This is a genomic window from Sphingobium sp. WR1 (assembly GCF_059693745.1).
The window spans coordinates 19,154-43,019 of record NZ_JCATID010000032.1; the positions used below are offsets into that span (position 1 = coordinate 19,154).

Sequence of the window (23,866 nt, forward strand, 5' to 3'; positions counted from 1 at the left end):
AATCCGAAAAGAGCAAGAAAACCCGTTGTGAAAACCAGCGCCATCTTGCACCATGCCGGTAGTCTTTTCTGGCGGGGTACGCATTGCTCATTGGCTATATCCGAGTGTCCAAGTCGGACGGCACGCAAACGCTGGAGCCGCAGCGCGACGCGCTGTTCGCGGCCGGCATTGATCCGTCGCGCATCTATGAGGATATGGCATCGGGTCGCCACGATGCGCGGCCTGGCCTGACCGCCTGCCTGAAGGCGCTTCAGCCGGGCAACACGCTCGTCATCTGGAAGCTGGACCGCCTCGGCCGCGATCTGCGCCATCTGGTGACGACGGCGGAGGATCTCCGGTCGCGCGGGATCGGGTTGAAGGTGCTGGCAGGTGCCGGCGCGCAGATCGACACGACGTCTGCCAATGGCCGTCTCGCTTTCGGCATCTTCGCGGCGTTCGCCGAGTTCGAGCGCGAGTTGATCGCCGAGCGTACCCATGCCGGCCTTGCTGCGGCGCGCGCGCGCGGTCGCATGGGCGGTCGGCCGCGCAAGATGAACCGGGCGACGCTGACGATGGCGATGGCGGCGATGTCCGATCGAGGTGTCGTCGCGGCTGATGTCGCTAAGCGGCTCGGGATCACGACCACGACCCTGTATGTCTATGTCAACGGCGACGGCACCCCCAAGGCGCCGGGGCAGGCGTTGCTCGATGCGGGTCCCACTCGGCAACCGCAAAGCCAGGCTGCATAATGAGCGCGGGCGTCACGGTCCCCATCGAGGCGATCGTGACGCTCCGACGTCGTTTGGCGGCATTGCCAGCAAGGCATCCCGAGCGGCAGCCGCTGATGACATCGACCGCCGAACTCTACGACATCAGCCGCGCTACGCTCTACCGGCTGTTGCGCGGCGAGCGAAGGCCGAAGGACGCACACCGTGCCGATCGTGGCCTGTCGCGCACCATGCCTGCCGGCGAGATCGAATGGTGGTGTGAGGTCGTTGCGGCGATGAAGAGCCGCACGACCAACCGTCAAGGCCGTCGTCTCTCGACGAAGCGTATCCTCGAAATCGTCACCGAACACGGTGTCGAGACCCCCGATCGCGGTCTGGTGAAGCTGCCGGCAGGTCGGTTGGCTGCCTCGACACTCAACCGGCACATGCGGCAACGGGGATACGACACCGAGCGGATGACGCGCGAGCCGGCTGCGGTGCGCTATCAGGCCGAACGCGCCAACATGCTCTGGCATTTCGACATGAGCCCGTCGGATCTCAAGCAGTTGAAGGCCCCGACCTGGATCGATCCCGATCGTAATGGCGCGCCTACGTTGATGCTGTTCTCGGTGGTCGATGACCGGTCGGGCGTCGTCTACCAGGAATATGCGCTCGTCTATGGGGAGGATGCCGAGGCGGCGCTGCGCTTCCTGTTCCGTGCGATGGCACCAAAGGAGGACAATCCGTTTGGAGGTATTCCGGAGAACATCCAGCTCGATGGCGGCCCGGTCGGCAAATCGAGCGTGTTCAAGCGGGTCATGGAATGTCTCGGGATTACCGTCACTCCGCACATGCCAGCAGGGTCGGACGGACGCCGCACGACCGCGCGCGCCAAGGGGAAAGTCGAGCGCCCGTTCCGCACTGTCAAGGAAGCGCACGAGACGCTGTACCACTTTCACGAACCCGCCAGCGAGGAGGAGGCCAATCGCTGGCTGGCGCGCTACATCGCCACCTACAACAGCGGCGACCATCGTCGCGAGCCGCATTCTCGGATCGACGACTGGCTCGGCCACCTGCCCGATGGCGGCATTTGCGCCATGTGCAGTTGGGAGCGCTATTGCGCATTCGCGCGCGAGCCAGAGCGCCGCAAGGTCGGCCTCGACTGCCGGCTGACCGTCGCCGGCGTTACCTATGAGGTCACGTCCGAAGTGGCCGGCGAAACGGTTGTCGTCTGGTGGGGGCTGTTCGACCAGGAGCTATGGGTCGAGCATGGCGATGACCGATACGGCCCGTTCGATCCGGTCGGAGGGCCGGTGCCGCTGCATCGCTATCGCAAGCACCGCAAGAGCCGGCGCGAGGTCCGCGCGGATCGCGTCGATGCGCTGGCGACGAAGATCGGAATCCCTCGCTCGGTCTTGACGGGCGAGGACGACATCGTGGTGATCGGTCGCAAGCCCACCGATGGGATCGCACCTGTGCCGGCCCGGCCATTCGCCGATCCAGATCCGTTCGCCGAACTCACCTTCGCCACGCCGCTCAAGGCACGCTTCGCCATATCCGAGGAACTGCGCCTGCCGCTTGGCGGCCTTTGCGAAGAGGACCGCGCCTTCATCGACGCGTTGCTCGCGCGCACGCTGTCCCGGCCCGAAGTGATGGATGAAATCCGCAGGCGATTCCCGCCCGGCCACAGACGGAGCGGCTGATGCAGACCGAGGTGATGCGCTATTACGGGCTGGCCCGGCCCCCGGTCGATCTCGGCTTCTTCGAGACCGAGCATCATGCCCAGCTTACCCATGATCTGAAGACCGCGATCACAGGTGGTCGCCTGATCGCGCTTACGGCCACCATCGGCTCGGGCAAGACCGTGCTGACGCGGCGACTGCGCGAAGAACTAGAGCGCGAGGGCCGTGTGATCGTCTCGCGCGCGCTCAGCCTGGAAAAGGCCAAGATATCGGTGCCGCTGCTGGTTGCAGCGCTGTTCTATGATCTTTCGTCTGAGAAGACCGTCTCGATCCCAAGCCAATCGGAACGGCGCGAACGCGATTTGCAGGAGCTGTTTCGCAAGGCCAAGCGACCGGTCGCGCTGTTCGTCGACGATGCCCACGACCTCCACCCAAAGACGCTGACCGCGCTCAAGCGCCTCGTTGAGCTTGTCACCGAGGGCGGCGGTCAACTGGCCGTGATCCTCGTCGGCCATCCGAAGCTGCGCAACGACCTGAAACGCCCGCTGATGGAGGAAATCGGCGACCGGACGACCGTGTTCGAGTTTGGCGGCCTGCGCGATCGGCAGCGCGACTATATCGACTGGGCGCTGCGCACCGCACTGTCGCCGGGGATAGAACCCGATGCCGTGCTGACCGAAGACGCCGCGATCCTGCTCGCCGCCAAGCTTAAGACACCGCTCCAGATCGGCCGCCATCTCGTGCGCGCGTTCGAAGCCGGGTTCGAGGCCAGCGTGAAACCGATCGATGCCGCTACCGTAGAGGGTGTGCTGTCACGCCAGATTGACGACCTCGAACCCCAGCTTACCCGCCACGGCTACGATACGAAGAGCCTGGCGGACCAGTTCGACGCCAAGCCGGCGGAGATACGGCAACTGCTCCGGGGCGGGCTTGATCCGGCTCGTGCGCGCGAGCTGACCGACGATATGCGCGCGGCAGGATTACCGCTTTGACCGCCGTGTCCGCGATCCCGCGCCGCTCGGTGAACATCTCGCGTCCGTCGCATCGAATGTGATTTGCGTCTCACCGAACGTGCGCCGGCTGATCGCCAGCGTCTCACATAATTCAAGCGCGAAAGCCCCCTCTATTGCAGTTCCGGGCGATCATCATTGCGAGCCGCTACACGTAGCATTGGAAAACCGTTCCATCGCTGGCCCGATAGCCGTCACATTTCAAATCGCCGCGCGGACCGTAGGGGCGAACTGGCTGGAAATCGCCGGGGTGGGCGTGGGCCATGATACGGGCGAACAGCGTTTCAAACGCCTTACCCCGCTCCCGCAAGAAGGCATTCTCAAACTTCAGCCCGTACCCAAAGCGTTGCGTGTTATCCAAAACATCCCCCCGTCACCGCCATAGCCGTCCACGGCGCGGTCGATCAATTCGAATTGCAGTCGACCAGACTGGCTATGTGTCGCCGTCCATACTGCGCCTGCAGAAATCGAGCCTCAGGCCGCCATCTGCGCCGCTGCCGCATCATTCGCACCGAACGCATTCTCCCCATCGTCAAACCCGAGGAATCGCGACAGCGCAGCTTGCCGCGACTGGCGATCGAGCGCGTAGGACGTGTGCTTGAACGCCATGCCGTGCAGCAAGCCCTGAATGTAGCCCGAGATCGTATCGGCCGCCATGATGAGCGCGGTGTCGAGCGTGTGGATGTATTTACTCGTCACGCTGTGGCGCGAGTGCCCAACGATCGCGGAGATTGTCGCCTCGGTGAAACCGAGATCATTGCCAAGGCTGGCGAAGCTGTGGCGCAGGACATGGGGCGTCATCCATTCCAGCTCGGTGCCCTTGAAGATCGCCTTCCACTGGCGCGGAAAACCGCCGAATGCCTGATCGTGCTTTCGAATTCCTGGGAACACGAAAGTCTGTTCTTCAACCGGGCGCAGGCTCTCAAGCCTTTCCACGACGCACAGGCCAATCGGGCGAACCGACGCGCCCTCCTTGCTGTCGTTGAGCCGCAGGCAGCTACTATCCGCATCGAACTCGCTCCATTCCAGACCGATGATCTCGCTGCGCCGCGCTCCGGTCAGGGCGATATTGCGAGCGATCTCTACCGTCATGGCGTAGTTGGGATTCCGCCCAGCTTCTTCGAGTATCTCGCCGAAGATTCGATATTCGGCTTCGGTCAGGCGCCGGGTTCGGACCTGGTCTTTCGGTTTCTTCACACCGGCGGCAGGGTTGACGTCGATGATCCCCGCGTCCTTCGCATAGGTCAGGATCCCACCGAGCAGACCGACCGTGCGGTTCGCCGTACCGGCCCCGCCCTTGACGATAGAACGGCCACGCAAATTCTTGGTCTTCACGTTTCGCCGGGTCTTACCCGCCATCACATCTTTCAGAACCTTGGTGACGTCGGCCTTGGTCAGATCCTTTACCCGGCGCGTCCCGATCAACGGTACGATATGGCGGAGGATGCGCCCCTTGTCGGAAACGATGGTTCCTGGGCGCTTGGGCCGACCGCCTTTGCCAAGGATCAGACCGGACTCCAGATCCTTGAGATAGAGGTCGCAAAGCTCCTTGACCGTGATTGCCTTATGGTCGAGCTGCCGTTCCTCGGCGGGATTCTCGCCCTGCGCGATGCGCCCCAGAAGCACCTTCGCTTCCTTGCGAGCAAGCTCGGGCGTCCACACGCCATGCAATCCAATCGTGAACCGGCGCGTCCGCCCGAGGGCGCGATACTGGACGAGATAGCTGCGCTTTCCTGATGCGAAGACCCTCAGCCCAAAGCCGGGCAGTTCATCGTCCCAAAGAAAATAGTCCTTTTCCTGGGTCGGTGCGGCATCCACATTGCGCTTGTTGATCTTTGCCATTGCGACGAATCTCCGGCATCTGGTCCTGCTTCCGCGGAAGCACCACGGAAGCAGGTGGGAGCGAACTCCCGGTTAGAATAGCGTACCCACGGCGTATCCTAACTGTAGAAAAAGATAATGAATATAGAGCATTAGCGCGTATCAGCGTAGATCAAGGTAGATTAGGGAGCCGTGGCGTGGCCCCTGTTTTAATTCTCCGAAGGCAAAGGCCAGAGGTTCGAATCCTCTTGGGTGCGCCATTTCTCAATCACTTAGCTGTTCCTTTTTTCGATCTGAGAAAATCGTGTGCGGTTAGGCCCGACGCCGATCTACGAGCGACCCGCACCCGGAGCATCGTATTTATCCCTATCTGCTGCGCAATCTGGAAATCACGCGCCCCGACCATATCGGGTGCGCGGATGGGATCTATTTGCCCATGCGCCGGGGCTTCCTCTATCCGGTCGCCATCAAGGCCCTTCGACAGGCTCAGGAGAGCGAGCCGCAAGGTGCTGGCGTGGCACACGATGGATGCGGGATTTTGTGTCGAGGCCCTGGAGATCGACGAATCCTTTGAAATTCGTTCAGACCATGTCGCAGAAATGAAAAAGTAGGATTCTAGGCCCCTATTCTTCCGCAGAAGTCTTGCGGTCGCAAAGTACGGGAATTCCAGGTGATCCAGAAACCGGCCGAACGCCGTATGCTGGCCTATGCCTCCGGCAATTTCGGCAAGGCGCTGGTGTTTGGCGGCGCGGATCTGACCATCCTGTTTCTGCTGACCGACGTGCTGGGGCTGGGAGGTGCGACGGCCGGATCGTTGATGCTGGCGGCGCTGTGCGGCGATCTCGTCTTCGACCTGATCGCGGCCCGGCTGGTCATTCGCCTGCGGCACGCGGGAAAAGGTTATCGCTGGATGGTGGCGGTCGCGGCGACCCCATGCGCGCTGGCCTTTGCCCTACTGTATGCGATGCCGGCGCTGGGCGCGCGGCGGCTCTGGATGCTGGCCGCGGCGCTGCTGATATTCCGGGGGGCCTATGCGGTCATCGATGTGCCCCATAATGCCCTGATGGCGCAGATGACCAGCGACAGTCGCGCGCGGGGGCGCGTGTCCGGCTATCGATTATTCTTCAGCACGGCCAGCGCGCTGACCGTCGCCACCATATTGACGCCGCTGGTGCAGCGGGCGGGGAGCGATCAGGCTTTCGAGCGGCTGGCGCTGACCGGCGCGGTCGCAGGCGGCCTCTTTGCCCTGACCATGATCCTGTGCGCATGGACATCCGGGAGCGGCGCCTCCCGGTCCGCACGGACAAGCGCGGGGCGGGATGGCATCAGCGTCCCGCTGGGCGATCCCATGGTGATCGGCATGGGGCTTCTTGCCCTGCTCACCGGCTTTGCGGCCCCCGCCTTCGGGCGGATGCTGCTCTATATGGGCAGCTACCTCGTCCATCGGCCCGACCTTGTTCCGACATTGCTGCTGGCGCTGACCGTCGGGCAATTTGCAGGCGTCCTGCTATGGACAGCCATGACCGGCCGTTTCAGCAAGGCTGGGCTGCTCGCCATGGGCCATGGCGTCAGCGCGGCCGGCCTGGTCGCCTTCAGCCTCTGCCTGTCCTGGCCCGCCGCGCTCACGGTCTGCGCGGCGGTCATCGGCTTCGGCCTCGCCAGCGTCTTCATGCTGCCATGGGGGCTGCTGGCCGATGCCGTCGATATAGTGGAATGGCGGCATGGCCGGCGCTTCGAGACGGGGCTGTTCGCCTTCTACCTGGTCGTCGTGAAGGCGAGCGGCGCTGCCTCCACCAGCCTGATCGGCTGGACGCTGGGCTGGCTTGGCTATGCACCGGGCCAGGCGCAGACGGTCGCGGTTCAGGCCGGCATGATCGCCCTGGGCCTTGGCGTCCCGCTGATCGGCAGCTGCAGCGCGATCCTGCTGATGCGGCGCTTCGACCTCAGCCATGCCCGGCATGGCCGGCTGCTTGCCGCGCTGGATCGGCGCCGTCAGTCGGGCGCCGATCCCGTTTCCGGGTTGAAGCGGGGGTTGTTGAAATCGAGCGGTGAAGGCGTGACCTTGGCTGGCGCCTGGGCGCTTTCCGCCCAAGCGCGGCAGAGCATGTCGCGCAGCATTGAGGCGCCCGCCGCCGTCCGTTCATAGACCATCGCCCGCACATCCTTGTCGGCGAAGTCGGCAAAGCCGTTGCGCTTTTCCAGCGTATAGACCTTTTCGACCTTGTCCCCAGCCTCGTCCAGGAAAGCGAGAACCGCTTCGAACAAGTCCCCGCTTCTATGGCCGGGCGCGCTGATGCGCGACGCGATGTCCGCCACGGTCAGCTTCATGCCGTCGACGAACTGGCTTTCGAACCGGCCATGGACGCTGCGGTCGGTCGTGAAGCCCCTGGGATTGTCGCCCCGCCAGCCGTCCGAATGGATCGAGTCGTGCATGGGCTGTGCGCCGTCGCCGATATAATGGCCAAGGCGGATGGCCTGGAAGGCGCAATGCTGCTCCGGCACGGAGGCGTCGCCGCCCTCGACCTGCGCCTTGCGGACATAGCGCATACAGACGACCAGCCGGTCATAGGCTTCAATCGCGGCATAAGGCAAAGTGCCGGTCCAGCGGACATTGGTGCGCGCGGCGGTCGCGGGATCACTGTCCTTGATCGCCTCGTAGCGCTTGTAGAGGGCGATCACGAATTCGTAGCGCGAGCGGGGAATGGGCTTCAGGAACGTGAATTGCTCGCGGAACCAGCCATGATTGGGGTCTTCCTCGATCTTCGAGAAATTCTCCGACTCCCCGCGCCAGCTGTCGGGCAGGGAGGCGGACGCCGCGATATAGTCGACATGCTTGCGCAGGAATATCGGGCCATCATCGGGAATGGCCTCGATCGCGGCGCGGTCGATCGCGCTATGGGCGGTGCCGCCCCAGGCGTGCGCTGCCGTTGGCAGCATTGCCAAGGCGGTGGCGAGTGCGAAGATACGCATGGGACGGCTCCGTGTCAGGGATCGAGCGGATCGCGCGGGTCGATCCGCGCGGACGTGCGGTTGGGGCGGAAGGCAAGTTCGGTGGGCGAGAATCGGCGGCCGGTCTGGCCGGGTTGATAGCCCAGTTCATCGGCATTGCGCTTGGTGAACTGGACGCTCTCGATCATGGCGCTCTGCTGGGGGTTGCAGACGATCAGCGCGTCATGATCCAGTGGCGCGCCCATGGCGATCAGAAGCCGGGTCGCATTGCGCAAATTGGTGGTCGTGTGCCGGGCATAGGGTTCAATCACGATGGCATCGGCGGGCACGCCATAGCGCGCGATCAGCGCCCTGCGCATCTCCTCCGCCTCGGCAAAGCGGGTTGCGCGCGGATGCGCGCGGCCGCCGGTGATGATGATGAAGGGAATATCGCCCTGCGCGAAACGGTTGGCGGCCAGACGCAGATGATATTTGCCGTAAGGGCTGAGCGGCATACCGTCGATTTCCGGGCCGACGCCGGTCAAAATCATCGCGCTGAAACGATAGCGGCTCCAGTCGAGCGACTTTGCCCGCGCCATGGCCGGGGCATTGGCGCCGCCGATCAGTGGTTCATAGCCGATCGCGTCGGTGCGGTCGCTGACGTCGAGCAGGGCGAGCGCATAGTCGATGCTGGGGTCCAGCGCCTGCGCCGACTGGTCGCGGGGGGCGTGCGACAGCCAGTCGGCGGCCTGAAGCCGCGCCTGCCGCTCCCGCGGGTCGATCATGCCCGCGCCGTCGATCTGCGGATAGGCGGGGACTTGCCCCAGCCCATAGGTCCGCACGATGGCATTGACGCCCTCAATCTCGCGCCGGATCTGGGCGGGCGCGCCATCATCCGCTGCCGGGAGGTTGGACAGTGCGGCAGCGGCGCGGCCCATAGCCTCCGCCTCCGTCGGCGTCCAGATCATCGCCTGCGCGGCGCAGACCAGATCCTGCCCGCAGGCCGCGCGCCGCTCCTGCCGGGCGCGGAGCAGGGTGGAGACGCCTGGACCGGCCTTGAGCCGATCCAGTGCCGCCGGATCGCGTCCCGCCGCATCGAACAGCGGGAAGAGGCGCTTTGACAGCGCCTCCGCGACGGTATCGCGGGCCGTCCCGGCCGAAGCCGGGACGGGGGTGAACGCAACCGCAGCCGCTGTAAGCAGGCTTGCCATGCCCCGCCGCATCACCAGCTCTTGCTGATGACGAGGCGGAAGTTGCGGCCGAAGATCGGGCGGCCGTAGATGGCCTCCGAACTGCCCTGACCGCTCAGCGAGTCGGTGCGGGTATTGCCTTCGGTCAGGCCATGGGCGTTGAACAGATTGTCGCCCACGATCTGCATCTGCCAGCTGCCGTGGCGCGCCGTGATGCCCGCGCCGACAGTGCCATAGGCCGGCAGCGCGGTATTGTTGTAAAGGTCGACGAAGCGCTTGCCCATATAAGTGTAGCGGCCGTAGATGGAGATATCCGTGTCGCCCGTCTGGAAGTCGAAGCTGGGACGGATATTGCCATAGACCTTGGGCTGGCGGACGATCTGGTTGCCTTCGGCCTGTTCCGGATCGGCGCCGGTCGAGCTCTGGAAATTTTTGTATTTGGGATCGCTGATGGTCAGCGCGCCGTTCAGCGAGAACCAGTTGGTCAGCGCCAGCTTGCCGTCAAATTCGACGCCCTTGACCTGCGCTTCGCCGATGAAGGGTATGTTGACGTCGTTGCGCCCCGTGGTCGGATCAAAGGCCAGGAAGCTGGCATTGAGCGGATCGAAATTGGTGTAGAAGCCGGTGACATAGAGATAGGAGCGGCCGAAGGCGAGCTTCAGGCCCGCTTCGAACTGGTCGGCCTTGGTCGTGATGATGGTCGGGTTGATGCTCATCACCGTCTGCACGTTGGGCGGCGTTTCCAGATGCGAGGCGCGGCCATAGACGCCGACATGGCTGGAAAAGTCGTAATTGACGCCGACCGTCCAGTTGGTGACATTGGGCTTCAGCTTCTGGTTGATGATGACGCCGGTGAAGGCGCGGGTGCTGTCGTCCGCCAGCGTTGTGGCGTCGCCAAGATTGGCGACATCGGTCAGCGCGGCCCAGCCCTTGTAGCTGTAACGCTCGTGGCGGATGCCCGCGTCGATGCGTAGGCCCGGTATGATTTCCCAGGTGTCGTTGGCGTAGACCGCAAACATCTTCGCATCGCTGTCGCCCTGATTCAGCGTCGCGGCATAGTTGAGCACGCCATTGTCGGTCACGCGGCCGATTTCGGCACCAGCGGCGTTATAGGCCACCAGATCCAGCGTGCGCGGCTTGCCCGAAACCTCGATCAGATAATTCTGGTAGAGGGTGCGGCTGTCCTCGCCATAGAGGCTGCCATAGAGGCCGAGCTTCAGGTCATGGCTGCCGATACCCGTATCGAACTTGCGGGCGACGGACAGGTTGGCCTGGCCGGAATAGAATTTTGAGTGGATGTCGCGATACTGGCCCTGCATGACCAGGCCCGACGCCGAATAGGGATCATAGACGGTGTTGGTGCCCGCCAGCGTATAGCCGAAATGATCGACCGCGCCGAAGGCCGCGGTCGCGCGGGTCAGGTAGCCAGCGGCAAAGCTGTTGCCATCGGCCGGATTGGTGGTCGAATAGAAAGCGGTGAAATCGAGCTTGCCCTGGGTGTAGCCCGCCTTGGCGGACACCAGCCATTCGCCGAACTCGCCCTCATATTGCGCGCCGAAATTGATCATCTGCATATGGCGGCCATCGGACAGGTCGCTGTTGCGGCTCTGGATCTGGCCCGTGCCGTCGCGATACATCAGGTTGACGTTGCGCAGCGCCGGCGAGTTCATCGTGCCGTCGAAATAGTCGATATATTTGTCGAGCGACACGCTGGGGTCGCGCGGGTCGGCAGTCGGGATCGGCAGATAGAAGACGTTGTGATCATTCACATAGTTCACATTGAACTTGATCGATCCATTGTCGAAATCATGCTTGATATTGGCGCGGATCTGGCCGCCCTTGTCGTTGGGGAAGCCATTGTCGCGATAGCCGTCATGCTGGCGGATGAAGCCGCCGATCGCATAATAGGTATCCTTGCCCAGCGGCCCGGCTTGATAGGCATCCAGGCGATAGAGGCCGGTGTCGCCCAGCGTCAGTTGCGCCTTGCCGCGCGGCGTGTCGCTGCCGGTGACGGTGATGGCGTTGATGATCGCGCCCGAATAGCTGGCATAGACCGGCGCCGGGCCGCCGCGCACGACCTCCACATGGTCGGTCATCAGGTCCTGCTTCAGGATCGCATCGCCCCGGAAGAAGACACCGTCATTCTCATGGAACAACGGCAGGCCGTCCTGCTGGAAGCTGACGAAGCCGCCGTCGTTGGGCAGGCCGCGGATGCGGTAGATATTCTGCACTTCGCCGCCGGTGATTTCGGTCTGGAAACCGGGCAGCTGACCGATCAGGTCGGCGAAGTTCACCGGCGCGATCTTCTCCACATCCTCGTTCGAGATAGTGTTGATCGCATAGGACACGTCGAAGCGGCGCTGGGCGCGGGTGGAGCCGGTGACGATGATGTCGTTCGCCCCGTCGCCTGCGTCGGCCGCCTGTTCGGCCGGCGCATTGTCCTGCGCGAACGCAGGCGAAATGGAACAGAGCGCCGCAAGGGCGGTGCCGGTGGCAAGGATGGTCTTGAACATTGGAAGCCCCTCTTGATTGGTCGGGCGCTCCCTGACGTTGCCGTGTGACATTTTTAATTATTGTTGTGAAAATAAATAAATCGGCATAACGGGTCGTCGCATTTCTTGGAGCATTCTGAAGTCGGTTGGAACAGCCGACGGCTCGCAGAATGCGGTAATCAAAAGCTCTAGACGGCAAGGCAGCCATGCAGTTTCCCCATCTAGACAAGGATCAGCGGCGCATTCTCCAGATGTTGCGCAAATCCGGTCCGCTCTCGCGGTCGGCGCTGGCCGACGCACTGGACATCAGCGGCACCGCGCTGACCCGCCTGTCCCGCGATCTGCTGGGGCTGAACCTGGTGGAAGAAGTGCCGGGCGCGGAAACGCAGGGGCGCGGACGCCCGGCCATTCCGCTGCGCCTTGCGGGCCATGGCGGCTATGCCGTGGGGGCGACGGCGCACAAAGGGTTTCTGGACATCTCGCTCATCGACTTCACGGGCGCCACCATCGCGACCCATCATGAGGCGGTGGAACCGATCGATCCCCATGGTTTCGCGCAGAAGGTGCGGCGCATCACGCACGAACTGGTGGACCGGTATGGCCTGCTGGGACGGCGGATGCTGGGCCTTGGCGTAGCCGTGCCTGGCCCATCCTTGTCTCCGGCGGGTGATCGGTGGAGCGTCGTCGATGTCCTGCCCAACTGGCGGGATGCGCCGCTGCGGGACATATTGTCCGCAGAAATGGGCTGGCCGCTCTGGATCGAGAATGATGCCAATGCGGCGGCGATCGCCGAATATTATCTGGGCGGCCTGCTTCGAGATTTCGGCACTATCGTTGTGCTGCTGCTGGGCTTTGGCATTGGCGCAGGCGTCATTGTCGATGGCCGGCTGGTGCGTGGTCAATATGGGGTGGCGGGCGAGATTGGCTGCCTGTTCCCGGGGCATCTGCCGCGTCCAAGTCCCCTGGATCTGCTGGCGATGCTCCGCAGCGCCGGCTGCGACCTGTCGTCGGTCAACGACATCGACTTCAGTGCCCCAGAGCAGATACGCACGATCGAGAACTGGCTAGACCGAGCCTCAGAGCAGTTGGAGGCTATATGCAATACTGCATTCGCCTGGCTTGATCCGGGGGCAATTGTCCTGGCAGGCACCTTGCCGCCTGCCATTCTTCAAGGCCTGGCTGGCCGCCTGCAGGATGCCGATCTCGTGACGACCGTCCATCAACGCCGGCCGCCTATACAGATATCGAGCCTTCATGGCTCGCCAATCACCTTTGGCGCAGCCCTTTTGCCCATTCATGCATTGTCTGCAGATGTGTGAACAATCCATCGAATATTTTACCACATCTGCCAACCGACCGTAACGCCGGCTATCCCAATCGCATCAGCAAACGTTTGCAATTCACTAACACCTGTGTATCCTGTGAAACGGGGTAGGCCATCGGCCATCCTGAGCGTTAGGAGAGATCAAGTCATGCGTGGCCGCGTCGTCAGACCCATCATGCCCTTGTCACGTATCGTCGAAATGAATCTCGGTTTTCTGGGCATCCAATTTTCCTTCGGCCTGCAACAGGCCAATATGGGTCCAATCTATCGCTATCTCGGCGCGGACGAAGCACATCTCCCGCTGCTCTGGCTGGCGGGGCCGGTCACGGGCCTGCTCGTTCAGCCTATAGTCGGCGCGCTCAGCGACCGGACTGTCAGCCGATGGGGGCGACGCACACCCTATTTCCTCATCGGCGCCGTGCTGTGCAGCCTGGGCCTGTTGATGATGCCATACAGCCCGTCGCTCTGGTTCGCGGCCAGCCTTTTGTGGGTGCTGGACGCTGCGAACAATATCACCATGGAGCCCTATCGCGCCTATGTCAGCGACCGGCTGGAGGAAGGGCAGCGTTCGGTAGGTTTCCTGACGCAAAGCGCTTTCACGGGGCTTGCGCAAACCCTGTCCTATCTGGCGCCCTCGCTACTGGTCTGGTGCGGCTTCGACGCCGATCTGGTCGATGCGAACGGGATACCCGACATCACGCGGATCGCCTTTCTGATCGGCGCCGTGATTTCGATTTCCACTATCCTCTGGTCGGTGCTGCGCGTTCCCGAACTGCCGCTCTCTTCGGAGGAGATCGCCCACATGCAGCGCGATCGACTGTCCTTCGGCACGGCGCTGCGCGATTTCTGGGCTGCGGTGCGCGAAATGCCTGTGGCCATGCGCCAGCTTGGCCTGTCGATGCTGCTGCAATGGTTCGCCATGTTCGCTTATTGGCAGTTCATCAGCTTCGCGCTCGCCCGCGCGATTTTCGATACCGCTGATCCAACGAGCAGCGGCTTCCGCCAGGCGGTGCTGCTCACCGGCCAGGCCGGTGCGCTCTACAATGCCGTGGCCTTTTTCGCCGCCTTCGCCATGGTGCCGCTCAGCCGGCGGATCGGACCGCACTATGTGCACGCCGCCGCCGTCGCCCTGTCGGGCGCCGCAATGCTGGCGATCCCCGGCATGGACGACCCCATCCACCTGTTCCTGCTGATGATCGGCGTCGGCATTGGCTGGGCCAGCATGATGGGCAATCCCTATGTGATGCTGGCCAGCGCCATCCCGCCAGAACGGACCGGCGTCTATATGGGCATTTTCAATATGTTCATCGTCATCCCCATGCTGCTGGAAACGCTGATCGTGCCGCTCCTCTATCTTCCTCTGCTCAACGGTGATCCGCGTAACATCATATGGATGTCGGGCCTTATGATGATCGCTGCGGGCGCGGCCACCTTGATCGTGCGGAACCCTCGTAGCGCCTGAGGCCGGCCATGTCGCTGATCGGATTGTCCAGCGCCCTCGTGTAGCCTAGACGATAGGCATGACGGATCATCATGACGAACCTGTCCGAAGCATAACCGACCTCGCCCGGATTGCGGGCGTTTCGGTGTCCACGGTATCGCGCGCCCTGACATCAAAGGGCGCGCTCAACAAGGAAACGCGCCGCCGCATTCAGGAATTGGCGGCCAAGCATGGCTTCCAGCTCAATGTCGCAGCACAAAATCTGCGGCTGGGGCGTACAGGGGCGATCGCCGTATTGCTGCCGCTGGGCCATGAGCGTGGACAGCATCTGTCCGATCCCTTCTTCATGGCCATGCTCGGCTTTCTGGCGGACGAACTGACCGAGCGGGGGTATGATCTGCTCCTCTCCCGCGTGCTGCCCGATGGCGACGACTGGCTGGACAACTTCATTCGCGCGGGTCGTGTCGATGGCGTCATCATCATCGGACAGTCCGACCAGAGCGCCGTACTGGACCGCACCGCCAGCCATTATCGCCCGCTCGTCATCTGGGGCGCCCATGATGCGCACAACCAGTATCTGACCGTCGGCACCGACAATGCGACCGGAGGCGCCCTCGCCGCCAGGCACCTGATGGAGCGCGGACGCGGCAAGCTTGCCTTTTTCGGCAATGTCGCCGTGCCGGAATTTGCCGCCCGCTATCAGGGGTTTCTGTCCGCGCTGACCGCCGATGCGCGGGAGCGGGTCGAACTGGTCCATGCCCATGTGACGCCGGAGGCCAGCTATCGTGTCGCGGCGGACTATTTTGCGGCCGGCCATCGCCCCGACGGCGTGTTCGCCGCGTCCGACGTGACCGCTATGAGCGTGATCACCGCTGCCGCCGAACGGGATATTCGCGTACCCGATCAGCTTTCGGTGGTGGGCTTCGACGATGTGCCGCTGGCGCAACTGTCAAACCCGCCCCTGACCACGGTAAGACAGGATATCCAGCGCGGCGCGGCTCTGTTGGTCGAACTTCTGTGTCAGCGGCTGTCGGGCGAGGAGGTTGTCTCGATCCAGATCGAACCGGAAATCGTGACGCGGGAATCAAGCTGAAGAAAAGGCCCGGTTCCTTGCGGAACCGGGCCCATAAGTTGGCCGGAAAAGACCTACAGGGAGGATGAAAAAGGTCGTTCCGGCGTTGGAAATGAATCAGAAATTGTAGCGGACCGAAGCCGTCACCGTGCGGCCATAGACCGCGCTGTTCTGGAAGATGCCGCTCGTCGCGCTGATCGGCAGCAATTGGCCGCCGCCACGGTAGCCCAGCGTATCGAAGAGATTATTGGCGTTGAGACCCAGTTCCAGATTCTCCACCGGCCGCACCTTGATGAAGCCGTTGAAGAAGGTGGTGCCGCGCACCGTGTAGAGGTTGAAATCGTCGTTCGGCGCACTGCTCTGGCCACTCGCCGACAAGCCCACCGCGAACAGGCCGGCATCATAGGATGGCGAGATCAGATAGGTGAGCTTGGGAATGCCGCCCGGCCGGTTGCCGACCAGCGCCGCCGTCGCGCTGTCCCTGATCTTCGGGTTCACCCAGGTCGCATCGACCGCCAGATGAAAATTGTCGATGTTGAGCCGTCCGGTGAGTTCGATACCCCAGGAACGATAGTCGTTGGAGATATTGGGGTCATTGTTCGGCGGCGGATTGTTGATCCGGGTGAAGTCGTAGTTATTCTCGGTAAGGGTCGAGCGGAAGCCGGTGATCTCCACCGAATAATTGCCCGCCCCACCGACGAAGCCACGATGCTTCACGCCCACTTCCTGCTGGTTGAGGAAATTGATGGCCGTGCGCGCGCCCTGGCTGTTGAGCGACCCGTCGGCGTTGAAGTTGCCGCCCAGCGTGCGCCGGTCGGCGTTGAAGCGCCCGCCGCGACTGACACGGGCGAAGATGCTGGTGCTGTTGTCGAAGGCATAGAGGGCGCCGACCGACCAACTGGTATAGCTGCGCTTGTAGTTGATCCGCTCGATTACCCCGCCCGGCAGCATGGACGGCAGGATCGCACTGCCGACCTCGTCGCTGACGACGTAATCGGGGCCGGCAACGCCCGCGCGCGCCGTGCCTTCGCCGCGCACCCGGTCGAAGCGGACGCTGGCGTCGAGGTCGAAACCGCCACCCGAATAGTTGGCGGACAGGAAGGGCGCATCGTCCGTATATTTGAGGTCGACGCTGCGGGCGCAGCAATTGCCCCAATTGTCGTTGAAGCCCGCCTGTCCGGCGGCGGTGATTTGCGCGCCGGTGGTGGAGAAGAGATTGAGCGGCGCGGCATTTTCCCCTTCCAGCGCGCTATATTGGCGGTTCACATGCCAGTCCTGGACGATGTTCTGGCTCATGTGGAACCAGCCCGCCTGCACCGTGACCTTGCCCGCGCCGACATCGAATTTGCCGGTCAGCGTCAGATTGTTGGCGATGCTGCCCATATCCTTCATCAGCGTGTTGATGTTCGGATTATTGTTCAGATAGGCGCCGGTATAGTCCTGCCCCTTGTTGGGGCCTGCCGCATAACGGATCGCGCCCACCGTCTGGCCGTTGACGGTCGATCCCAACACGCTGGCGGTCGTCGCAACGTTCAGGAACTGGGTGGTGAAATTGCCGCTCATGTCGGTGTAGCGGAAGGCATTGTCGACCGTCAGCGCATCGCTCAGTTCATAATGGAACTGCGCGCCGACGGAGGTGACGCGGGGATGGATGCCCTCCACATCGGCATTTTTGAGCTGGCCGTTGCTGTCGACATATTGAAAGCTGCGCTGATAGATGGAATAGGTCGATCCATCGCGGGCGTCGAAGTTCGGCAGCGGCTTGAAGTCGGTGATCTTGTTGCCATCGATCTTCACCAGCGACGGCATGGTGCTGTTGGTCGGGGCATGTTCATCCAGACGCTTGAAGTTGAAGCGGATATAGCCCTTGCCGTCATCAAATTCCTTGGTGAGGTTGGCCTTCACCTGATAGCCGCGCAGGATGTTGAAATCCTCGCTGGTGGGACCGCCGCCTTCGCGGGCATAGCCGCCGACATGGAAGCGCAGCGTGTCGCTGATCGGCCCGCCATAGTCAAAATCGACGCGGGTTTCGCGGAAGCCAACACCCTTTGACAGGCCGATGGAACCGCCCTCCTTCTCCCCGGTCTTGCTGATATAGTTGATGACCGCGCCGGGCGCCTGGCTGGCGAAGGTGGAGGCGGAACCGCCGCGCACGGCTTCGACACGCTCCACATTCTGGTCGAAGCGCAGCCAATAGTCATTATTGCCGAACTGGATGTCGCCGAACAGGGTGACGGGCAGACCGTCCTCCTGAAGCGCGACATATTCCGAACCGCCGGTCGACACCGGGATGCCGCGCACGCCGATATTGGCGTTCCCGCCCGGCCCCGCCGTGTCGGACGGCTGGAGGCCGGGTATGGAGCGCAACACTTCGGCTTCGGAGCGGGGCGTGAAATTCTGGATCGCTTCCTGGCTTATCTGCGACACCGAAATAGACGATCGAAAGCGCGATTTGTCGCCTGCCGCAGCGGTGACGACGATATCCTCGCCGCCGACGGGCGCGCGTTCCTGCGCGGCGGGCGACTGTTGCGCTTCGCCGGCCACGGCCTCCTGCGCCAGCGCGGGTTCGGAAAGGCACGCCATCGCCAGGGCGGCGGTCGAGATGCAGCTCAATTGAAAAACGGTCTTCATCATCCCCTCCTTAGGGCCGCCGCGCGTTGCCTCGCGGTCGGGTTGAATGACTGCATATGCGCCTCCGCAAACCTTTGCAACATATTTCAGCAAACGTTTGCTTATCCGCTGGCCGGGCAGTGACAAGCTGCTATATTCGGACTCAAATATTGGGGCCGAGAGCCAAGGTCATGAGAGGCAAGGCAGAGGATGGAAGAGCATCACCGTTACGCCGATCTTGCAGCCGCTCAGCCGGCTTCGCCTCTTTCTCCCGACGCCGTCGCCTGGCTGAGAGCGATCGAATCGGTCGTCTTTGCCGCATTGCGTTCGGGGGACGAGGCAAATCTGGCCCTGCTGATTGAACGGACCAGCCTCCACTGGCCGGACCACCCCCGCCTCCTCTGGCTGAAGGCGCTCGTCTTGCGAGAGGCGCAGGCGCATGAGGCCGCGCTGACCGCAGCCCAACGCGCCACAGCCCTGGCGGCGAGCGATCCGCCAGCGCACGCCCTGCTCGCCCAGTTGCGCTATGAAACAGGGCGCAGCGCTTCCGCGCATTTCGCTGCCGCCCGCGCCCTCGCCCCTTCGGACCTGGCGTTGATCCGAAGCCATGCCGGCGCGCTGGCGGCGGAGGGAGAGGCCGAGGCGGCGCTGGCGCTGATGGCGTCGACGCTGGAAGCGCAGCCGGGCTGGATCGAGGGGCAAAGCTATCAGGCAACCTTGCGTCGCCTTGTCGGGGCGAGCGGAGAAGAGGATGAAGACTTTGTCGCGGCGCTCCGCGCCGAGCCGCGCAATCTGGCGCTCCATCTCGCACGGTTTCACTGGCTGGCGAAGGCGAAGCGATGGGACGCCGCTGGCGCCCTGCTGACCGATGCGGCCCGCGCCTGCGGAGAGTCCGCCGCGCTGGAAGTCGCACGCCTCTATCTCGAAGCGGAATCGGGTGCGGCGGACGACAGGCCCGATCTGTTCGATAGGCTGGCCGACCGTCCCGACTCCGGGCTGGCCCTCGCCCGTGTCCGCCATGCGCTGCGCTGTGGCGCGCCGGACAGGGCGACGGACATCGCTCTCGCGCAAATCGGCTTGCCGTCCGCCCCCCTGTTCTGGCCCTATCTCTCGGTCGGCTGGCGTCTGCTGGGGGATGACCGAGCGGCGTGGCTCGACCGGCCCGATACCCTGATACACAGCGCCGATATCGGCCTGGACGCGCATGAACTGTCGGATCTGGCCGGCCTTCTCCGCACGCTGCACACCGCCACGGCCCCCTATCCCGATCAGTCGGTACGCGGCGGCACGCAGACCGACCGGCCCCTGCTCTTTCGCCACGAACCGATAATCCAGCGGACCCGCGCCGCCATCGCGGCCGCCGTGCACGACTATATCGCGCGCTTGCCGCCGCCCGAGCCGGACCATCCGTTGCTCGGGAAACCCCGCGGCGAGGTGCGATTGGCGGGAAGCTGGTCCGTGCGCCTCTGCGCGCAGGGGTTTCATGCCGCCCACACCCATCCGGTCGGCTGGATCAGTTCCGCGCTATATATCGCCTTGCCGCCCCCCTCGGCGATGGGCGACGCGCCATCAGGCTGGCTGCGTTTCGGCTCGCCGCCGCCGGAACTGGGGCTGAACCTGGAACCCTATGGCCAGATCGAACCGAAGGTGGGCCGCCTGATCCTCTTTCCCTCGACCCTCTGGCACGGCACCGCGCCGTTTGCGGATGGCGAGCGGCTGTCCATCGCCTTCGACATCAGCCCGCCGCGCCGCTGAAAGCTCAGCCTTCGAACAGCAAAGCCGCACCCTTGTAATCGCCCTTCAGCTTCAGGCGCAGTCCCTGCTCCATCCAGTAGGCGCCGCTCGCTTCAGCCGGCACGCCGTCGGGCAATGCCGATGCGTCCAGCATCCGCACCCTGTAGCTGCGCGCCGGATCGAGGCCCGCCGGATGAAGCGCCGCGGCATTGTCGCGGAACAGCGAACTGTGCAGCATCTGGAACAGCACCGCCCTGCGCTTGTCGGGGGTGACATAGAAGGTTGCGGAGCTTGCCGCATCCTGCCCCGGCGGCGCGATCCGGTAGAGGTCGCCGCGCTGCACGATCTCCCGAATGATCTTATACGCGGCAATCCACTTCGCGGCCGTGGCGAAATCCGCGTCCCGCCAATGATCCAGATTGGCCCCGATACCAAGGCTCCCCTGCATGGCGGAGAGGAAGCGATAGTCGAGGCTGGTTTCCCGCCCGTTCGCCCAATTGGGGCTGTCCGTCACCCATGCCATCATGATCGAGGGAGCATAGGCCTGGGTAAAGCCGTCCTGGATGATCAGGCGGTCATAGGGATCCGTATTGTCCGACGTCCAGCTCTGGTCGGTGAGGGCCATGATACCCAGGTCGATACGACCGCCGCCGCCCGAACAGCCTTCTATCTCCAGCCCCGGATGCCGCCGCCGCAATTCGGACAGGATATGATAGAGGTTGCGGACATATTGGACCTGCACCCGCTGCTGATCCTCCGGTGGCAATTCGGGCCAGCCTGCCTCGGTCCAGTTGCGGTTATAATCCCATTTGAGGAAGGCGATGTCGTTCTGGCTCACCAGCCGGTCCAGCACGCCCAATATATGGTCGCGCACATCCGTCCGGGCCAGGTTCAGGACCAGCTGGTTGCGCCCTTCGGTGCGCGGCCGGTCGGGAAAGTTCAGGACCCAGTCGGGATGGGCGCGATAGAGGTCGGAATTGGCGTTCACCATCTCCGGTTCGACCCACAGACCAAAATCCATGCCCAGCGCCTTCACCCGGTCGATCAAGGGCTTCAGACCATTCGGGAATTTGCGCGGATTGACCGTCCAGTCTCCCAGGCCGGCCTTGTCGTCATCGCGCGCGCCGAACCAGCCATCATCGACGACGAAACGCTCGACCCCGATTTTAGCCGCCTTCTCGGCGAGCGCCATCTGCCCGGCCTGCGTCACGTTGAAGGTGGTCGCTTCCCAGCTATTGTAGAGAACCGGCCGGATTTTCGCCCCGGCGCCGCCGGGAAGGATGTTGGCGCGCTGGAAAGCATGGAAGCGGCGCGACGCATCGCCCATCCCCTTGTTCGTATATCCCGTGTAGAAGACCGGCGTGTCCAGGCTCTCGCCCGGCTTCAATGTCCAGCTGAAGTCATAGGGGTTGTAGCCGCCGCTGATCCGCACCCGGCTGAGATTGTCGAGGCCGACCGACAGGCGGAAGGAGCCGGACCAGGCGAGCGCTCCATACCAGACCGGGCCGTCCGTCTCGCTGGTCTTGCCGCCCTTCCCGATCGCGAACCAGGGCTGGTTGCCATGGCCGGTCGATCCCCGTCGACTTTCCAGCACGGTCAAGGCAGGCGTCACCGCCATGTCCACCTGCGACCATTCGGATGCGTGGCGACCGGTCAGATAATGGAGACGATATTCGTTGCCGACCGGGAGCGTATAGGTCGCCGCCGCGAGCTGATCGATGCGCACCGGCTTGTCGCCGCCATTGCGGACATTGGCGGAGCGTGCAACCACGCCCGTTGCAGGATCGATCGCATAATGCAGCGTAACGGTAAGCGGGCGACGAATATCGGCCAATTCGACCGTAAGCGTCTCACCGGACAGTTTGTGGCTTCGATATTTGAGAACGAGGTCGCGATTGCCGTCGGCGAACACCGCCTTGACCCCCGGCTCGCTGACCAGCCCTTCGCCCTGTCCGGCATATTCCTGCGGCGTGATCGATCCCGCCGGGTCGAAGCCGGACAGCTCGGCGGGATGCCGGGCCGAGAGCGGCGCCTTCTCATCCAGCGTCGCGCCCCAATAAAGCGGTTGGAGATAGCCCTGCTCGTCCACGCCCATGGCATAGGTCACGCCGCCGCCATCGAGCCGCATCACGCGCCCGTCCGCCGTCGCGCTGGCTTTGGCCCATGTTGTCGCCGGAACACCCAGAGGCAGGATGATCATGCCGGTCAGAAGAATGGATCGAAAATATGGCATCCTCATCATCCTTTGTTTTTATGTACGACCTACCCGGTGCGGGGCGACGAACGGACATCTCATGCCACGAGTCCGGCCCTGTCGCCATCGAGCCAAAGGCGCGCGAACGGCGCAAAGGTCGCGCCGAAGCGCCGCTCCGGGTCGCCTCCCCAATTGTCGACGAAGCTGGTCACGGCGAGGTCCGGCAACACCATCCAGCTATAGCCTTGCGCCGGCGCCTGTGGCGGGTTGGCAAAAACCAGCCCGGAGCCGTTGATCGGCTGCCACGGACCGTCCAGCCTGTCGCCGACCATGCCATAGAGGCCCGTAGGACCAGCCGGGCCGTCCGGGTTGAAGACATGGCTCTGCGTCGACCAGAACAGATAATAGCGCCCCTGATGATGGACCACATGCGGCCGTTCCAGTTCATTGTTGAGACCATCGGCCGAGACGATCGGCGGCCCGATCCGCCACTCGTCGGATCGCTCTGCGGGCGCGCTCGCGAAACCGATCACGCCATTGAAGGCCGAATCCGAATTGGCCAGCGAGCCTGCGAAGAAGAGATAGTGACGGCCATCTGCCGGATCACGAAAATAGGCGGGATCGCGAAAGGCCTTTATCGTGCCAATGCCGCCGCCGCCGACAGTGGGCATGTAGAAATTCGGCTCAGGCGCAATGACCTCCCGCAGGTCATGCCAATCGATCAGATTTGCCTCTTCCGTCAAGCTGGCGCGCGCACTGAACATGCGCTGCTCGAAACTGGGTGTCGCCTCCCCCCGTCGCCCGGCTGCCGTGAAATAGAGGATCACCTCCCCCGTGCGTTGATCCAGAATAGCCGATCCGGACCATTCGCGACTTCCCGGCGAAAAACCATCCGGCATGGCCGGGCCGACATGATCCCAGACGCCATCCAGATGGCGGAACAGGTGGATGCGCGCATGGCCATGGCGCTCGTCAGGATCGTTGAAGCGGGGCGCTCCCAGCGCCATCCAAAGCTGCGCCTTTGACGCAAGCGTCAGAGGATTTCCGTCCCGCTGCTGCACCGGCCAGGCATCCCAGATATCCAGATCCGGCGAAACACGGACAAAATCTTTCGCACCGAGGCGAGGCAGGGACGGAGAGGAACCGGAAATGCCGCGCACATGTTCGGCGTTCCAATTGGCTCTCATCTCCACGATCCTCCCGAAAAATCGGAAGGCGTCATCAAGCACTTCCTGATGACATCCTCCCCGAATTTGGGAAACCCGTCAGGCCATCATACGGTTTACCGATTTCCCGGATCGGGCGTTAAACGTATCCGCAAACGTTTGCAATAGCCTTGGCGGCAAGTGATGGGCTATGTCTTGCCGCCACCGTACGAAAAGTTCACCCGCGGTTGCGCAGAGCGCGCCCACAAGCCTTCGACAAATGACAACCAAAACGGCTCATTTCGGATTCAGAACGATTTGACATGCCATTCCGAATGGCACTATGGCATCCATAACATTATGCCAATGAACGATTTTTTCAAGATGGCATGTCGATAAGGCATTCTCCAGATTCCAATGGACGCAAAACAAATTTATGAATGCTTCCGGAAACGACGGGCGTCGGTCGTGCCCCGGGTGATGGTGTAGTTCGACGGTAGCGAAGCTGACCGGACGCGCGCTCATCGATCAAGCGCA

The 23,866-nt window shown here is 63.1% G+C and carries 14 protein-coding genes and 2 pseudogenes; 9 read left to right on the top strand and 7 right to left on the bottom strand.

From position 1 onward, the window contains the following. Positions 1 to 83 precede the first annotated feature (83 nt). From AC58EF_RS24900 to AC58EF_RS24910, 3 genes are read left to right on the top strand one after another with little or no spacing between them, the layout of a single operon-like run. A complete protein-coding gene (locus tag AC58EF_RS24900; protein ID WP_037519505.1) occupies positions 84 to 728 on the top strand; it encodes a recombinase family protein in 645 nt (214 codons plus the stop codon). Beyond that, a complete protein-coding gene (locus tag AC58EF_RS24905) occupies positions 728 to 2,389 on the top strand; it encodes an integrase (protein ID WP_048939568.1) in 1,662 nt (553 codons plus the stop codon). The genes AC58EF_RS24900 and AC58EF_RS24905 overlap by 1 nt, the downstream gene beginning before the upstream one ends. Beyond that, the gene (locus tag AC58EF_RS24910; RefSeq protein WP_008830441.1) at positions 2,389 to 3,360 is read left to right on the top strand and encodes an ExeA family protein; all 972 of its coding nucleotides are present in this window, start codon (positions 2,389 to 2,391) and stop codon (positions 3,358 to 3,360) included. The genes AC58EF_RS24905 and AC58EF_RS24910 overlap by 1 nt, the downstream gene beginning before the upstream one ends. A 492-nt stretch (positions 3,361 to 3,852) precedes the next feature. Here the strand turns inward: AC58EF_RS24910 and AC58EF_RS24915 are convergent, their stop codons facing one another. Further along, entirely contained in the window at positions 3,853 to 5,220 is a 1,368-nt protein-coding gene (locus AC58EF_RS24915) for a tyrosine-type recombinase/integrase (protein ID WP_015460378.1), read from the bottom strand. 298 nt (positions 5,221 to 5,518) lie between these two features. On the opposite strand from AC58EF_RS24915, the pseudogene AC58EF_RS24920 reads away from it, so the two are divergent. Then, positions 5,519 to 5,756 (top strand): annotated as a pseudogene (locus AC58EF_RS24920) (IS3 family transposase); the annotation flags it as partial. 140 nt (positions 5,757 to 5,896) lie between these two features. After that, positions 5,897 to 7,135 (top strand): annotated as a pseudogene (locus AC58EF_RS24925) (MFS transporter); the annotation flags it as partial. 56 nt (positions 7,136 to 7,191) lie between these two features. Here the strand turns inward: AC58EF_RS24925 and AC58EF_RS24930 are convergent. From AC58EF_RS24930 to AC58EF_RS24940, 3 genes are read right to left on the bottom strand one after another with little or no spacing between them, the layout of a single operon-like run. Next, positions 7,192 to 8,169 carry a phospholipase C/P1 nuclease family protein gene (locus AC58EF_RS24930; protein ID WP_497279153.1) on the bottom strand — a complete coding sequence of 326 codons (978 nt, stop codon included), beginning with the start codon at positions 8,167 to 8,169 and terminating at the stop codon, positions 7,192 to 7,194. 14 nt (positions 8,170 to 8,183) lie between these two features. Beyond that, complete coding sequence (locus AC58EF_RS24935; protein ID WP_497279155.1) at positions 8,184 to 9,338, bottom strand: YdcF family protein; 1,155 nt, start codon at positions 9,336 to 9,338, stop codon at positions 8,184 to 8,186. Between the two features lie 11 nt (positions 9,339 to 9,349). Continuing rightward, positions 9,350 to 11,830, bottom strand: a complete 2,481-nt coding sequence (locus AC58EF_RS24940; protein ID WP_497279157.1) for a TonB-dependent receptor — start codon at positions 11,828 to 11,830, stop codon at positions 9,350 to 9,352. Between the two features lie 185 nt (positions 11,831 to 12,015). Between AC58EF_RS24940 and AC58EF_RS24945 the strand changes: the two genes are divergently transcribed. From AC58EF_RS24945 to AC58EF_RS24955, 3 genes are all read left to right on the top strand, one after another. Continuing rightward, entirely contained in the window at positions 12,016 to 13,128 is a 1,113-nt protein-coding gene (locus AC58EF_RS24945) for an ROK family protein (protein WP_497279159.1), read from the top strand. Between the two features lie 153 nt (positions 13,129 to 13,281). Continuing rightward, entirely contained in the window at positions 13,282 to 14,595 is a 1,314-nt protein-coding gene (locus AC58EF_RS24950; protein ID WP_497279161.1) for an MFS transporter, read from the top strand. 58 nt (positions 14,596 to 14,653) lie between these two features. Beyond that, positions 14,654 to 15,667, top strand: coding sequence for a LacI family DNA-binding transcriptional regulator (locus AC58EF_RS24955; protein ID WP_497279163.1), 1,014 nt, complete (start codon positions 14,654 to 14,656; stop codon positions 15,665 to 15,667). A gap of 96 nt (positions 15,668 to 15,763) precedes the next feature. Here the strand turns inward: AC58EF_RS24955 and AC58EF_RS24960 are convergent, their stop codons facing one another. After that, positions 15,764 to 18,277 carry a TonB-dependent receptor domain-containing protein gene (locus tag AC58EF_RS24960; RefSeq protein WP_497279164.1) on the bottom strand — a complete coding sequence of 838 codons (2,514 nt, stop codon included), beginning with the start codon at positions 18,275 to 18,277 and terminating at the stop codon, positions 15,764 to 15,766. Positions 18,278 to 18,466: 189 nt separating this feature from the next. Between AC58EF_RS24960 and AC58EF_RS24965 the strand changes: the two genes are divergently transcribed. Further along, positions 18,467 to 20,011 (top strand): putative 2OG-Fe(II) oxygenase, encoded by a 1,545-nt coding sequence (locus AC58EF_RS24965; protein WP_497279165.1) that lies wholly within the window; start codon positions 18,467 to 18,469, stop codon positions 20,009 to 20,011. A 4-nt stretch (positions 20,012 to 20,015) separates the two neighbouring features. On the opposite strand, the gene AC58EF_RS24970 is transcribed toward AC58EF_RS24965, so the two are convergent. Both AC58EF_RS24970 and AC58EF_RS24975 read right to left on the bottom strand, forming a co-directional pair. Further along, positions 20,016 to 22,223 (bottom strand): alpha-galactosidase, encoded by a 2,208-nt coding sequence (locus AC58EF_RS24970; RefSeq protein ID WP_497279166.1) that lies wholly within the window; start codon positions 22,221 to 22,223, stop codon positions 20,016 to 20,018. A gap of 59 nt (positions 22,224 to 22,282) precedes the next feature. Next, positions 22,283 to 23,371 carry a glycoside hydrolase family 68 protein gene (locus AC58EF_RS24975; protein ID WP_497279167.1) on the bottom strand — a complete coding sequence of 363 codons (1,089 nt, stop codon included), beginning with the start codon at positions 23,369 to 23,371 and terminating at the stop codon, positions 22,283 to 22,285. Between the last annotated feature and the right edge of the window lie 495 nt (positions 23,372 to 23,866).